10 protein-coding genes are annotated in these 14,644 nt (G+C 71.4%); 1 reads left to right on the top strand and 9 read right to left on the bottom strand.

From position 1 onward, the window contains the following. Positions 1–107: 107 nt before the first annotated feature. From OHA25_RS48525 to OHA25_RS48515, 3 genes are read right to left on the bottom strand one after another with little or no spacing between them, the layout of a single operon-like run. A complete protein-coding gene (locus OHA25_RS48525; RefSeq protein WP_327583616.1) occupies positions 108–1,571 on the bottom strand; it encodes an MFS transporter in 1,464 nt (487 codons plus the stop codon). Positions 1,572–1,616: 45 nt separating this feature from the next. Continuing rightward, positions 1,617–2,027, bottom strand: a complete 411-nt coding sequence (locus OHA25_RS48520) for a hypothetical protein (protein WP_327583615.1) — start codon at positions 2,025–2,027, stop codon at positions 1,617–1,619. Between the two features lie 56 nt (positions 2,028–2,083). Then, complete coding sequence (locus tag OHA25_RS48515) at positions 2,084–2,446, bottom strand: DUF6223 family protein (protein ID WP_327583614.1); 363 nt, start codon at positions 2,444–2,446, stop codon at positions 2,084–2,086. 209 nt (positions 2,447–2,655) lie between these two features. On the opposite strand from OHA25_RS48515, the gene OHA25_RS48510 reads away from it, so the two are divergent. Beyond that, the gene (locus tag OHA25_RS48510) at positions 2,656–3,834 is read left to right on the top strand and encodes an NAD(P)/FAD-dependent oxidoreductase (RefSeq protein ID WP_327583613.1); all 1,179 of its coding nucleotides are present in this window, start codon (positions 2,656–2,658) and stop codon (positions 3,832–3,834) included. Positions 3,835–3,843: 9 nt separating this feature from the next. On the opposite strand, the gene OHA25_RS48505 is transcribed toward OHA25_RS48510, so the two are convergent. The 6 genes from OHA25_RS48505 to OHA25_RS48480 form a co-directional block, all read right to left on the bottom strand. Beyond that, positions 3,844–6,519 (bottom strand): helix-turn-helix transcriptional regulator, encoded by a 2,676-nt coding sequence (locus tag OHA25_RS48505; RefSeq protein ID WP_327583612.1) that lies wholly within the window; start codon positions 6,517–6,519, stop codon positions 3,844–3,846. 193 nt (positions 6,520–6,712) lie between these two features. Continuing rightward, the gene (locus tag OHA25_RS48500; RefSeq protein ID WP_327583611.1) at positions 6,713–7,612 is read right to left on the bottom strand and encodes a golvesin C-terminal-like domain-containing protein; all 900 of its coding nucleotides are present in this window, start codon (positions 7,610–7,612) and stop codon (positions 6,713–6,715) included. A 150-nt stretch (positions 7,613–7,762) separates the two neighbouring features. Then, positions 7,763–7,912: a hypothetical protein gene (locus OHA25_RS48495; RefSeq protein ID WP_327583610.1), complete on the bottom strand. Its 150-nt coding sequence runs from the start codon at positions 7,910–7,912 to the stop codon at positions 7,763–7,765. A gap of 392 nt (positions 7,913–8,304) precedes the next feature. After that, complete coding sequence (locus OHA25_RS48490) at positions 8,305–11,094, bottom strand: hypothetical protein (protein WP_327583609.1); 2,790 nt, start codon at positions 11,092–11,094, stop codon at positions 8,305–8,307. Then, positions 11,091–12,884: an HSP90 family protein gene (locus OHA25_RS48485; RefSeq protein WP_327583608.1), complete on the bottom strand. Its 1,794-nt coding sequence runs from the start codon at positions 12,882–12,884 to the stop codon at positions 11,091–11,093. The genes OHA25_RS48490 and OHA25_RS48485 overlap by 4 nt, the downstream gene beginning before the upstream one ends. 184 nt (positions 12,885–13,068) lie before the next feature. After that, positions 13,069–14,535 (bottom strand): extracellular solute-binding protein, encoded by a 1,467-nt coding sequence (locus tag OHA25_RS48480; RefSeq protein ID WP_327583607.1) that lies wholly within the window; start codon positions 14,533–14,535, stop codon positions 13,069–13,071. Positions 14,536–14,644 lie beyond the last annotated feature (109 nt).

The raw sequence follows: 14,644 nt of genomic DNA, 5'->3' as shown, positions 1-14,644 counted from the left end.
GCTCAGCATGGAGCATCCGCGGTCTCGCTGAGCGACAGCGATCGTTTCCGCTGGAGGACGATGTCGCTGACAAGTAGCAGCTTCGAGGAAGAGCACGAGAAAACCAGTCACCCCGGAACGCCGTCGCCGACCTCGTCGTGGGCCGGGGGCGCCGCGCCCTTCCGTTGGCCGGCGGGCCTGGCGCTGCGCAGGCCGAAGGCGGAGACCGCCGCCCCCAGCAGCACCATGATCACCGGGACGACGAGCGCGGTGCGGTAGGCGTCCAGCACCGCGCCCGGTGAACCATCGGCGCCGGCCGCGGCGAATCCGTACACCGCGGTCACCGCGGAGATCCCGACGGCCGAGCCGAACTGGGTGAAGGTGTACAGCAGGCCGCCGGCCAGACCCTGCTCCTCCTCCGCCACGCTGTCGGTGGCCGCGATCGTGAGCGGACCGTAGGCGAGGGCGAAGGCGGTGCCTGCGATGATCAGGGTCGGGAACATCGCGGCGTACGACCAGTCCATCTCCACCAGCAGGAAGAGCCCGTAGGCCACGATCGCCAGCAGGAAGCCGCCGAAGATCACCCGGGCGTGGCCGTACCGGTTCACCAGGCGGGGGGTGAGGATGGGAGCCAGCACGGCGTCGCATCCCATGACGATCAGCGCGATCGCGGTCTGCAGCGAGGACCAGCCGCGCAGCTCCTGCAGGTAGAGCGTGACGATGAACTGGAAGCCGAAGAACGCGCCCAGGAACAGCAGCGCGGCGAGGTTGGCCCGGACCATCGCGGCCTTGCGGAAGATCCCCAGCCGGACGAGCGGCGCTTTGGCGCGCCGTTCGATCACGATGAATGCCGCCACCAGCGCCAGCCCGGCGGCGAGCGCGCCGAGGGCCGGCCCGAGCCCTTCGCCGCGGTGCTCGAGCCGGACGATGCCGTAGGCGAGCAGCAGCATCGCGGCGGCGAGGCTGACCGCGCCGGCCAGGTCGTAGCCGCGATGTGCGGGCTCAGGGCGGGCCTCGGCGGGGAGCAGCCTGAGCGCCGTGAGCAGGATGGCGCCGGCCAGGAACACCGGGGCGAAGAAGACCCAGCGCCAGCCGAGTTCGGTCAGCAGGCCACCGATGATGAGGCCCAGCGAGAAGCCGCCGGCGCCGACGCCGGCGAAGACCAGCAGGGCCTTGTCGCGCTGCGGCCCCTCCGGGTAGGAGGTCGTGATGATCGACATGGCGGCGGGGGTCATGAAGGCCGCCGCCACGCCGGTGACGAAGCGGGCCACGACCAGCATCCAGCCGTCGGTCGCGAAGCCGCCCAGCATGGAGAAGACCAGGAAGACGCCCAGCCAGGTGAGGAACATGCGTCGCCTGCCCAGCAGATCGGCGGCGCGGCCGCCGAGCAGGGTGAAACCGGCATAGCCGAGCACGTAGCCGCTCATCACCCACGCCGCGGTGCCGGTGGTCAGGCCGAGGTCGGCGCGGATGGTGGGGATGGCAACCGCCAGCATGGCGACGTCGCTGCCCTCGAGGAAGATCGTGCCGCACAGGACGAGCAGCAGCGCCCAGGATCGTCCGCTCTTGCGGGCCGGGGGGACGGTGGACACGGATACGCTCCTCACCCGTTGAGTCGCTTGGTCACATCCGGTTGATCAGCAACGTACGTGCGGCTCGGCCGGGTGAGTGCGGCGGCCGGTCCGGATCCAGGCGAGCTGAAGGACGCTCATCCCGAACAGCAGGACGCCCAAGGGGATGTGCAGGGCCGTCACCTGCGCGATGCCCAGCGCTACCTGCGCCGAGATGAGCCCCAAGAACCCGGCCGCGTACAGGATGGGCCGGGGCGAACCGCCGCCCGGCCGCCACGCCAAGATCGCGGCGATCAGGTGTATCAGCGTCACGATGAACGCCGTGTACGCCCCAGCGCTGTGCAGCACCCCACCGCTGGGTACGGACAGCAACAGCCCGGCAGTGATCGCCTGGATGAAGACTGCCACGGTTTGCAAGGCGATCGCGGTCCGCAAGAAGGCGAGGTTGCCTCGCTTCGTCGTCGTGCGCGGGGGCATGGTGAGGTTCCTTCTCTTTCAGTGAAGTTTTCGGGCGAACTGTGTGGCGGTGACCTTCACGCGGACCGGGCCGGGTGCCCGTTGCGGGCGCGGGCCCGTACCAGTCCGCCGAGGGCCAGGCTGACCAGGCCGAGCATCACGGCGACGAGGGCGCCGGCGAATCCGTTGCCAGTGCCGAAGCCGGTGCCAGCGGTGGTGGCGGCCCACACGCCGCCGCCGGCCACACTGACCAGTCCCGCCGTCAGGGCCGCGTTGGCCGCCTTCCGGGACCGGCCGAACCGGCCGCCGGGACGGGCCAGTGCCAGCCCGCCGACGACCACGCCGGCCAGCGCGATCAGCGCGACCACCGTCGGCACGAGACGCCCGGAGGTCAGGGCGTAGCCAACGGACGAATCCGGCTGAACCAGGGCGATGTTCATCTGCCTTCTCCTTTTCTCGGTGAAGTTCTTGGATCACACGCTAGGAACGGCACGCCGTCGGAGGTATCGGGCATGTGCCCCTAATTGCCGTGCCCTGCGGGGCAGGCCCGCGATTAAGGCACATGCCCGATACCGCGGGACGCCGGCCGTTCCTAGCGTTTGGATCTGCACGAAACAGCGAGCAGATGACGTGCAGGGGAGAAACGCTGATGAACATCGTGGTCCTGGGTGGTGGCTACGCCGGTGTCATGAGCGCGGCCCGGCTGGCGCGGCGCACCCGCGGCAAAGGCGTCTCCATCACGCTGGTCAACCCGTCCGAGCTGTTCGTCGAGCGGTTGCGGATGCATCAGGTCGCGGCCGGGCACGAACTGGCTCACCACCGCATTCCCGACCTGCTCGGCAACCGGGTGGTGTTCGTCCAGGGATGCGCGAAGGCCATCGACACCGTCGGGGGTGAGGTCACGGTGTCCGCGGCCGGCGGGATGCGGGCGCTGCCGTACGACAGGCTCGTGTACGCGCTGGGAAGCTCCACCGACGCCGGGATCGTGCCCGGTGTCAGCGATCATGCCTACACCCTCAACGACCCGCGGCTGGCTCGTCGCATGGCGCTGCGGATGGCGGCCCTGGACGAGATCGGCGGGACGATCGCGGTGTGCGGCGGGGGCCTGACCGGCATCGAGGCGGCCACCGAGATCGCCGAGAACCATCCGGCCCTGCGCGTCACCCTGATCAGCAGACAGCGGCCCGGCTGGATGATGGGGGAGAAGGCGCGCGCCCATGTGATCGCCGCCTTCGCCAGGCTCGGCGTGACCGTGCTGGCGAACGCCGAGATCACCAAGGTGCTCCCCGGCGCCGTTGCCCTGGCCGGCGGGGAGACCGTGCCGGCCGACGTCTGCCTGTGGACGGCCGGCGTACGCTCGCCCGCGCTGGCCGCCGAATCCGGCATCGCCGTGGACGGCGGCGGCCGGGTGCTGGTCGACGCGTCGCTGCGGTCGCAGTCGCATCCGGAGATCTACGCGGTCGGGGATGCGGCAGCCGTCCGCCAGGCGTGGGGGCCGATCCACGGCACCTCCCAGAGCGGGATGCCGTCGGGCGCCCACGCCGCTGACTGCATCGCCCGCGAGATGTCCGGCAAGAAGGTCAGGCCGTTCCGGTTCGGATATTTCCACCAACCGGTCAGCCTCGGTCGCGAAGACGCCGTGATCCAGTTCGTCCGCCACGACGACTCTCCGCGCCACTGGTATCTCAGGGGCAAGGCCGCGGTGGCGTACAAGGAAATGATCAGCAGGAGCCCGATCACGATGTACGGATGGGTGCGGCGCTACCCGCTGCCCGCCGCGCTGTCCAAGGGCGGGCGCGCCACGCGCAAGCCGTTCATGCCGCTGTGACCGCGCGTGTCAGGCGAGCTGAAGCCGCGCCAGCTCGGTACGGGTGGTGACGCCCAGCTTGGGGAAGGCACGGTAGAGGTGGTGGCCGACGGTCTTGGGAGAAAGGAACAACTTCGCGGCGATCTCCTTGTTCGTGGCTCCGGTGGCGGCCAGGCGCACCACCTGAAGCTCCTGGCCGGTGAGCTGGGCCACCAGGTCGTGGCCTGTGGCACGGGTAGGCGTGGTCTCACCCGCCGCCCGTAGTTCCGCGGCGGCGCGCCCGGCCCACAGCGTCGCGCCGAGGAGGGTGAAGGCTTCCGCGGCGTGGCGCAGCTGGGTGCGGGCGTCGGAGGCGCGGCGGGATCGGCGCAGCCACTCGCCGTACACCAGCGCCGATCTGGCCTGCTCGAACGGCCGGTCCGCACAGGACACCGCCGCGGTGAAGTGCGCCTCCGGGTCGTCGTCCAGGGACAGCAGGGCGCGGCAGCGCGCCAGGACGGCGTCCGACCAGGGCAGTGCGGCGGCCTCGGCCCAGCGGCGGAGCCGTTCGAAGGGGACGACCGCCGCGTCGGCGTTGCCGAGCCGTACGGCGGCCTCGATCTCGTCCGCCGCGAAGCAGACGGCGCTCACCTGGTGGCCGATCGGGCCACGCGCGGCAGTCGCGAGCCGGTCGAGCACCGCTTCCCAGCGTCCGTAGCCGAGGTCCAGCATGGCCAGCGCCCAGACGCCCCACCCGGCGCTGATGGAGACCAGCTCGACCGCGAAAGGCCCGAGATTGCGCGCGGCGTGCTCGCGGCACCGCTCCTCCTCGCCGCGAACGGCGGCGATCCAGGCCAGCACGCCGTGGTGGTGGGCCACGCGATGCGACTGCCCGGTGTCCTCGGCCATCCGCAGCCCCTCGGTCGCCGCCGATTCACCCTTCTCGAGCCGGCCGAGGTACAACTCGGCGGCGGCGAGCTGAGCCAGCGCCATCGGGGCTGCTCCGATCCTTCCGGTCGTACGGCACGCTTCCACCTGCGCTGCCGCGAGGTCACGGGCGACCCCGAAATGGCCGGCCGCGATCGCGTACCCGGCGAGGTGCTCTTGTGCGGCGGCCGGATCCGTGAGCCTGGCACGGAATTCCGGCAGGGCCTTGTCCAGGGACCCCACAAGGAAGTCCACGGTCGCCGTGACCAGCGCGAAGCCCGGATGCCCCGGCGCACCCGCAAGCTGCGCGAAACAGTGGTGCACGCGCCGGGACAGCCCGGGATCACCGGCATAGAACGCCGCCAGGCTCGCCTGGGCCAGCAATGCGGCGGCCTTGTCCAGGGCGCCGGGCAGGGGTGTCGTGAGCTCTGCTGCCTTGATGAGCAGGTCGACGGCGGTATGGAGGGAGCCCATGTTGAAGGCGTGCTCGGCGCGGACGGAGTTCAGGGCCGCCCGCTGGTAGGGGTCGGTGAGCAGGCGCTCGGCCTGCTCGGCGAGGGATTCCTGCAGGCCGGCCAGACCGGCCAGGGCGGCCGCCTGGGTGGCGGCCAGGAGCCTGCGGCCCCGTTCGGTGTCGCCCTCGCTGAGCTGGGCGGCGCGGGCGAGAGCCGAAGCCGCCGCGGCGTACCCGCTGCGTTCCCGGGCGCGTCCGGCGGCCGATTCCAGGGCCGCGGCGACGCTCTCGTCGGGGCCGGGTGAGGCCGCGGCCAGATGCCAGGCGTGGCGGTCGGCGTCCCGCTCACCGTCCAGCACCGCGGCCAGCGCGCGATGGATGGCCAGCCGCCGGGAGAACGGGGTGCCTTGGTAGGCCGCCGTCCGTACCAGCGGGTGCCTGAAGGTCACCACCGGCCCGATGATCCTGATGAGGCCCGCGGCCTCGGCCTCGTCCAGGCCATCCACGACGCCGAGCGCGTCGGCCGTACGCAGAATAACGTCCAGCGCGCCGGTCTCCTCGGCCGCGGCGATGGTCAACACTGCCTGGGCGGGGTGCGAAAGCTCACCGATGCGCCGCTGGTAGGCGTCCTGGATCCGCTGTGGCAACGGCAGGCGTCCGGTCGGCAGCGTGGTGGGGCCGGTTGCCAGGTGTTGCAGCTCCAGGAGCGCCAGGGGGTTGCCCTCGGCCTCAGCCAGCACCCGGTCGCGCAGGTGCCAGGGGAGGCGGGGAGCCTGCGTGTCGAGGATCAAGCTCGCCGATTCCCGGTCGAGATCGCCGAGCTTGAGCTCGGTCACCCCCGGTGCGGCGAACCCGGGCCTGGCGCCGAAGATCAGAGCGATGCCTTCGTGCTGGAGCCGGCGGGCCACGAACACCATGGTCTCGGCCGAAGGGCCGTCCAGCCAATGAGCATCGTCGACAAGACACAGCAGCGGCCCGTCGCCGGCCAGCTCGTCCAGCAGGGTCAGCGCGGCCAGGCCGATGAGGAAGCGGTCGGCGCCGACTGCGCCTGTCAATCCCAGCGCGCCACGCAAGGCGTCCGCCTGCGGCTCGGCCAGCGCGTCCATCCGGTGCAGCGCCGGGCGTAACAGCAGGTGCAAGGCCGCGTAGGGCAGCTCGGCCTCGCTCTCCACTCCCGCTATCCGCAGCACCCGCGCACGGTCGGACCGCGAGGCCGCGTACTCGAGCAGCGCGGACTTCCCGATGCCAGGCTCGCCCCAGATGTGCAGCGCACCGCTTTCACCGGAACGAATTCGGCCAAGAAGTCGATCGATTTCGCCCTGCTCTTTTTCTCGACCGTAAAGCATCGGGACAGACGCTAGGTGGGGATCGCTCCCCTAGTCAAGAACGCCGCTACAAGGCCTTGAGCATGGCCACGGCGCGCGCGGGCATGGCACAGCCGGCGCCGCTCGGCGGTGAGGCCGAGCAGCGCCGACAGCACCGCGAACGTCATCGGCTCGCGTCTGCGGTGGGCACTGGCGGGCCGGCCGTTGATGCCCCTTAGCCGAGCGGAATGACCGGCTCCGTCGACCGGCTGGCGTAGAAGCAGCCCGTGGTGGGCAGGCTGCTCGCCGCCGGTGGGGTGGCGCCGTCGTAGACGGCCAGCAGGAAGTTCTGCGGGCACCGCCGGGTGCTGCCGGTGCGGATGCCGAAGTGCAGATGCGGACCGGTCGAGTTGCCGGTGTTGCCGGTCAGCCCGATCTGTTGCCCGGCGCCGACCGACGCGCCGTTGGAGACCGACCACGACGAGAAGTGGCAGTACGTGTAGATGGCCCCATCGGTTCCGGTCAGGTTGATGCCTCGCCCGCACAGGCTGTCGTCGATGACCGTCACCGTGCCGGCGCGCACCGCGTACGCCGGGGTGCCGGTGCCGACCGGGAGGTCGATCGCGGGATAGTCGTGGTGCGGGTCGTCGTACTCGCTGCGCGGCAGCGCGTTGCGCGGAAGGGGCAGCGAGAACGAGCCCCCTCCGGTGGACGAGGTGATCCGGACCGCGTCGGCGACGACGTAGCCGGGCTGGCTGGTCCAGCGGCTGACGCCGACCACGTTGTAGTCGCCGGCGGCGAGGGTGAACGTGCCGAGACTGACCCAGCGGCCACCGTTGGCGCGCTGGTCGATGACCACGGTACGGGTGCCGTCGGTGGTCGCCACCAGGAAGGGGGTGGCGCTGTTGTAGCCGGCGTCCGCTGGGTACCAGACCTCGACCAGGTGGGCCCCGGCCGCTGCGATCGACGCCTTGAACCAGGCGGCGTCGCTCGCGACGGTGTTCGGTGTCGCGAACCGGTAGTCCGCGCCGTACCGCTGCGCGGACCATGCCGATGTGCCCCAGTCGGCGCCGGCGGTGAACTGGCCGGGGGTGGCGTTGTCGACCGTGGTGGTTGCGGCGGTCGCGGGCGCCACAGTGCCGAGCAGAACCAGAGAGGCTGTTACGACGGCGGCCGATAAACGAGTGATGATTTTCACGAGCTGGTCCCTCCGGGGGGTTGAGGGGAAGCGCGGGCGAAAGTATCTAACCAACCTGCGAGCGTCAATGAAAGATATTTACATAGATCAGTTCTTGGCCCAGGCGTCGCGGCCGGAGTTCCAGACCGGCCGGCCGAGCCACTTCCTGTGCGGTGACGGGTGCGTGGCGGGGCGGCCGCCCCTGACTTGCCGGCCCGTCATCGCGGCCAGGACCTGATCGCGGACATGCAGCACCACGACCTGCGCTACGGAACTGCGACGCTGGAGCTGGCGTCTGCGGAATAGGGGTGAGGTGCCGTAAGCGCCCTACACGGGATCAGCTTCCGACACCCCTCGCTACTGCAGATCAGCAGGGCGGTTCGGCAGGCGGAGGTGGCGGCCCAGGCGGGCCATACTCTCCGGCGTCCCGATCGTCCGTGATCCGAACACCGCACGGTGTACCTGCTCGACCTGGCGGATTTCGTTCAGATTGGTGATCTCGATGGGTTCGCCCAGCCAACCGTCCTGAGCGATCGTTTGTAACCGAGGAAGGCGAGGTCCGCGCGGAGCTCGCAACCAGTCAACCGTCACGCCACCGAGTTCGGCGGCGGACGCGCTGTGCCATGATCTCCCCGCATCCAGGCATCCGCTCAACCGTTGGGAGCGCTCCGGCTGGGTCCGGCGGATCGGCGGAGCTGCTCCAGGGTCTCCGCCAGCGCCCGAGCCGCCGCTTGGTGCAGCGGCGTGTCCTGACCGGCGGCCTCGATGATGGCTCGCAACAGCGGCTCGGCGAGGTCGGGACGGCCCAGCCGGACCAGGGTACGGGCATGCAGGAAGTCCATGGTCGTCGCGTCGGTCACCTCACCCACCTGCCGGAAGGCCGTGGCCGCACGTGCCGCGCGGTCCGCCGCCTCCTGGAGGCGGCCCGCCGCGGACAGCACGTGCGCGGCGCTGCGAAACGTGATCGCCCAGTTCCGCGGGAGGCGCTCCGCGGGCTCGGCGGGCAGCGCGCCGGTCATGGCCTCAGCCTGAGCGAGTACGGCGAGGGCCCGCTCGAGGTCACCGGTCCGCTGCAGGGACAGCGCCTCGGACGCGCGGCAGACGGCCGCCGCGTGCACGTCGCCGAGCCCGGCCGCGGCATCGGCGGCCTCCCGGTAGGTCGCGGCCGCCTCCGCGTCCTCGTCCAGGAGGTCGTGGATCTTCGCCGATGGCATCAGCGCCTGGAGAAGCAGTCTCGCGTCGTTCCGGCCGCGGGCCGAGGCCGCGACTTTCTCGTACTCTTCGAGCGCGGAGGCGTGGTGGCCGAGGATCTGATGGCACTCGGCGAGCAGGAGACGGTTCCAGTCGGCCTTGTCCGGCTCGGCCAGCTTTCCTAGCTCCCGCAAGTGGTCCAGCCACGCGGCCACGTCGGCGGCCGTCTCCATCGCGTCCTCGGCCCGGCCCGCAGCCCGGTACGCCACGGCGAGGTGATAGCCCTGTTCGGCGGTGTCGGCGTCGCGGGAGCGTGCCTCGCCGACTCCGTCGATCAGGTCGTCGAGTGCGTCGGCCGCGCGACCGGCGAGGACGAGGGCGACACCGCGCCGATACCGGAGGTAGCCGCGCAGCTGTGCCGGTGCTGACGGCGGTAGCGTGGCGAGTTCCTGTTCGACCAGGTCGGTGAAGTGATGCGGCGCGCCGGCCCGTTCGTGGCCGCGGCGCCGGAGCTCGAACGCCCTGACGAGCTGACCGGGTGAACCCGCGGCGGCGAACGCCTGCCGTGCCGTGTCGGCCAGGCCGATCACCTGGGCAGGCGGGAATCGGTCGAACTCCCGCCAGAGGCCTTCAGTCAGCGCCAGCGAGCCGATCAGGATCGGATCGCCACAGGCCAGGGCATGCCGGACGCCATTCGCCAGAGTCTGGTACGCCTTCGGCACCTTCCCGGCCCAGGACAGCGAACGGGCATGGAGCAGTTCGCCCCGGGCGATCAGCTCGTGCCGGCCGGTACGGCGCAGTTCGCCCATCGCCCAGGTCACCATCGGCAGGCCCTCGTGGAACCGGTCCTGCTTGCACAGCCAGTTGCCGAGCCGGCACGTGCACAGCAGGTAGCGCTGCTGGTCGCCGGCCTGCCGATAGGCCTCCGCCGCCCAGCGGAACCGTTCCTCGGCCCGCTCGGAGTCGGTCAGAGCGGTCAGCTCGGCGTGGCGCGCGGCCAGGTGCAGCGGGGGTGTGCCGACGGCGGCCACATACCGGCGGGCCAAGGCGGACTCGTCCCGTCGCTCGTGCCACTCGGCCCGGTCCAGCAACGCCTCGGGCGGCAGGCCGGACGGGATCTCCAGCCGTACCGGTCGGCGGGCGCCCGGAGAGAGCGGCAGGAAGTCGACGACGGGAGGCGCGGTCAGCCGGGCGCGGATCCGGTCCCCCTGACAGGTGGTGCCGTTGCGCGCGTCGAACCGGGCGGCCAGGTCCCGCGCGGTGCTCTCCATCTCGTGGCACAGCTCGGCCACGGACCAGGTGAGGTCGCTGCCGTTCGCTCGGACCGTCTCGTCGCCCCGGCCGGCCGCGGTCAGCCGCCGGAGCAGGACCGCCGCGGCGGTGGCGAACTCCATCTTGCCGTTCGGCCGGTTCAGCGTGGGAAAGCCCGCCAGCTGCTCCCGCAGAGCCGACAGCCCGGTCTCCTCATTACCGGTCAGCGCACAGAACTCGATCTTCATGCCGCCGTACTCGTATCGGTAGACGCCCTGGTACATCGCACGGCGTGCCCGGTTGAACGCCTTCGCCGCCTCCTCCAGTCGCCCGGCGCGGGCCAGCGGCAGCAACATCAGGCACTGGATCGGAGCGGACGGCTCCGTGAAGGTGACCTCACCCGCGAGCACCGGCCCGGCGAGGGCCAGCGCCCGCGCGACGGACGCGTCGTCGCCGCGCAGGACCAGCCGCTCGACCTGGACCTCGAAGTCCCACACCGAGTCCGGATCGGGCCCGCCGGCCGCCTCCCACTGCTGGTGGCAGCGCTCCTCCTCGGGCCAGTCGCGGGCGAGCTGTGCCACCCACCGGCGTGCGTCGTACACCTGCCGCAGACTGTGACCACCGGCGCGGAAACGGCGCTCCATGTCCTCGAAGGCGCCGTAGATCTGGGCCAGGCTGATCTCGGGAAACTCGGCCATCGACTGGGCGATGCTCGCGTACCAGCTGCGCAGCGACCAATCCTCTTCCGGCCCGAACTCGCCGGGCCGTGCGTCGTACTCGCTCAGGCAGCGGGAGAACAGCGGGAACGCCTTGTCCCACTGACGACCGATGCTGTACGCGTTGGCCAGGCTGCGGCGCGCGGCGAAGGCCAGCCGGTGCAGTCCGCCGGCGTCGGCGTGCCGCACCAGGTCCTCCAGCAGCGCGGTCTGCGCCTCGCCGTGGCCCATCCGCCTGGCCTGCTCCAGCATGGTGGCCAGCTCGGCCCCGCTCCGGCTCATCGGGCGCCTGCCGCGCCGATGGCCCAGTCCAGCAGGTCCAGGAAGGAACGGTTGAGCATCGCGCCGTCCTCCGGGCGGAGCGGATGGTGCCCGGACAGCAGCGCCTGACCGTACAGAGCCTGAACGCCGAGAGCGGCCAGGGCCGGGTCGCGCACCTCGGCGACCCGCCGCACGACGGGGTTGCGCAGGTTGAGGATCAGCTGCGGCCGGTGCAGCGGGTCAGTGGTGTCCACGGCGCCGAGCACTCCGGACCACAACTCACCCGCCGACGACCGGGCCGTCCGCATCTCCGCCGCCTGCACCGCGGCCCGGCTCGTCAGGTACAGGGCCGGCAGGGCAGGCGGGTCGAAGGAACGCGGTACCACGTCGCATGCCAGGTTCCGCAGGACGCCGGCGGCCGCTGTGAGGAACGGCCGCAGCCGGGCCTCCAGCATCGGGTCCGGCGGCTCGAACCGGGTGGCCAGCTCGGTGGGGTCCAGCCGGCGTACGACGATCGCCGGGTCCAGCAGCGGAAGCCGGCGCATGATCTCGATGTCGTACGCGTAGCCGCCGTTGACCAGGCCGAAGTTCTGCGCGCTGGCGACCGCGGCCAGCACGCGGAACTCGTCGGCGGTCGCCGTGTAGCGCACCACCGGGTGTCGTCGACGGAAATCGGCGAGCGTCATCGGCCCGGCGTCGGTCTCCATCGGCCACCACCGGTCCACCACCCGCAGCATCTCCACATCGTGCAATGCCAGTGACTTGACGCCCAGGTGATGGACGGCCAGGAACTGCCGGAGGCGGTCCGGCTCGGTCGCGGCCAGGCGCACGAGCCAGTCCCTCACCTGCGCGCCGAGTGCCTCCCGCGTGTCGGCGAGCAGGTCGTCTTCGTACAATGCCTCGCGGCTGGCGGTCGGGCGGAGTTCGCCGGTGTTCACCACGCACCGGACGAAGAACGCCCACTCTGGTAGGAGCTTGTCGACGCCGTCGGCCAGCAGCATCCGGCGCAGGTACACCCGGTGACCCGACTGGGCCGCGGGATTGGCCGCCATCGGCAGGACGAACGCCAGCCCGGTCAGCCCGGCCTCGGGGACCGCCAGGTCGATCACGTCGAACGGGGCGAAGCCGAAGACGCGTTCGGCGTACGCGCGCAGTGCCCCGGCTCGCGCGGCCGGCGACGGGTACCCGTGCTGCCAGGGCAGCGCACCGGAGTTCACCCGCCGCCCGGCGATCGAAATCGTCACCGGCAACGCGTCCCCGTACGACGTCACCAGGTCGTTCACCATCTCGCCGGCCAGCCAGCGAGCCATGCCGGGTACCGGGCTGAGCGTCACCGTGGTACCGGGCTCTGTGCGATCGCGCGTCGCGGGGGCCACGCGATAGCGCCCGTCGGCCAGGCCGGTCCACTCCACCGTCGGCCCGCCGTGTGCGGAGCGGGTGGTCACCCGGACCTCGTCGGCCACCAGAAAGCAGGACAACAGTCCGATGCCGAACTGGCCGAGGAACTCGTGCCGCGCCAGGCCCAGGTCGTCCCGCTTGGAGCTACGCCCGATCGTGGCGAGCAGCTCGTGCACCTCGGGCTCGGACAGGCCGATACCACTGTCGTGTATGCGCAGTGTCCCGTCGCCGGTGACCTCGGGTGGCTCGATCGACACCACGGCCGGCGCATCCGGGTCGATCGCCCGGCGCGCGGTGATGGCGTCGACCGCGTTCTGCAGGAGCTCCCGCAGGTACACCCGTGGACTGGCGTACAGGTGTCGGCTGAACAGGTCGACGATCCCTCGCAGATCGACCTGGAACGTACGTTCCACGTCCTCACTCCTCGGTCGTTGTTACCAGCCGGCCATAGTAGTGGTGCCGGAAAGCCGGCTCATTGCGGGCATCGTCCTATCATGATCAGACATGGTCGCTTCCGCCCCACCGCTTCTGCCCCGGAGCGGACAGGCGCTGTCACCGGAGCGTGCCTTGACCGTGCGGCGGAGGTGGTCCCCGTAGTCAGCCCGCTGCAGGTCGCGTCACGTCAGCGGCCATCGTGACGGCGCGGATCAGATCGGCGGTGCGGGCGACGGCGGCGGCCGGGCCGCGCTCGCCGCGGAGAACCTCCTCGATCATGACCTGGAGCTGAGCGGAAACGAGCGCGTACACCGGGCTCACCGGACGCAGGACGGCACGGTCGAGAAGCGCGGCGGTCTGGGCGTGGAAGGCCGACACGGCGGCGGCCGCCTGGAGCGAGGTCCGTCGCGGCGGCAGCTGCCCGGTGATGAGGCACAGCCGGACCAGGGCGTCGGGAGCCATGGCGGCCCGCAGCAGCCGCATCGCGGCCTCGGGACGGCGGGCCTGCCGCGGGATCACGTACACCATCCCGCCGCACATCACCGCGGAGCGGCCTTCCGGGCCGCGCGGCATCGGGGCGAAGCCGAACCTGCTGTGCACCTCATCGAGCGAGAGCCTCATCACCTTCGCCAGCGCACCGGCCTGGTAGCTCGCGCCGACGCACATCTCGGCTCTGCCCGCGGCCAGCAGTTCGACGGCCTCGTCCTTGCCGAAGCCGGCGACGTCCGGCGACAGCACCCCGTCAGCGATCAGCTCCCGGACCAGGCGCATGGTCTCCGCGGCTGCCGGGCTGTCCAGGACCACCTCGCCTGCCTCGCCCAGGACGAGGGCGCCGTTGGCGGCGAGCAGCCCGGTCAGCGCGTACGTGGTCTCTTCCCCCGCCCGGCGCCCGCCCGGCATGACGAGGACGTGCCCGGACCCCGGACGACGCCCGGCCAGGAGCCGGCCGGTGGCGCGCAGTTCCTCCCAGGTCCGGGGCGCGCGGAGCCCGAGACGTTCGAACGTCTCGCGCCGGTACCACAGCCCGGTGACGTCGGCCGGTGCATGCACCGCCGGCGTCCGTCCGCCGAACCGGTGGGAGAACGGGGGCAGCAGGTCGCGGGTGTACTCGTTGGCCAGCCAGCCGTCGGCGTCGAGGTCCTCCAGCGGGGTCAGGAAGCCCGCCCTGGCGAACTCGGCCACCCAGACGGAGTCGAGCACGGCCAGGTCGGGGCCGCGCCCTTCGGCGATGGCCCGCAGGAAGGCCGCGTGGAGCTCGTCGAATCGCACCGTGCGGATCCGCGGCCGGACGGCCGCGCCGGCCGCCGCCGTCCGCAGGTGGTCGACGCTGACCGTGCCGGTCGCCAGGACGGTCAGGTCGGCCGTCTCCTGCTCCTCCTCCGCCGGAGCCGCCCCGCTGGCCCACGCGGGGTTGACGAACGTGCCGCGCCGCCGCTGCCGCAGGACGATTCCCTCCTGGGCCAGCTCGGTCAGCGCCCTGGCCACCGGGGTGCGGCTCAGCCCGAACTCCTCGCACAGCTCCTGCTCGGTGGGGATCCTGCCGTCCGGACCGAAGCGCCCGGCCCTGATGTCCGCCACCAGGCGGGCCTTGAGCTGCTCGTACAGCGGTGGCGGCTGACTGTGCGACATCACGCTCCCTTGGTGCAGCACGCTCGAAACCGTTCTTTTGCCATCCTATTTGCCACTATTGACACTGCGCATCTCCTTCAGGTCTAATCACCGAATGTCATGACAACAG

This window comes from Nonomuraea sp. NBC_00507 (assembly GCF_036013525.1).
GTDB lineage: Bacteria > Actinomycetota > Actinomycetes > Streptosporangiales > Streptosporangiaceae > Nonomuraea.
This window is presented reverse-complemented; position numbering and strand designations above follow the sequence as displayed.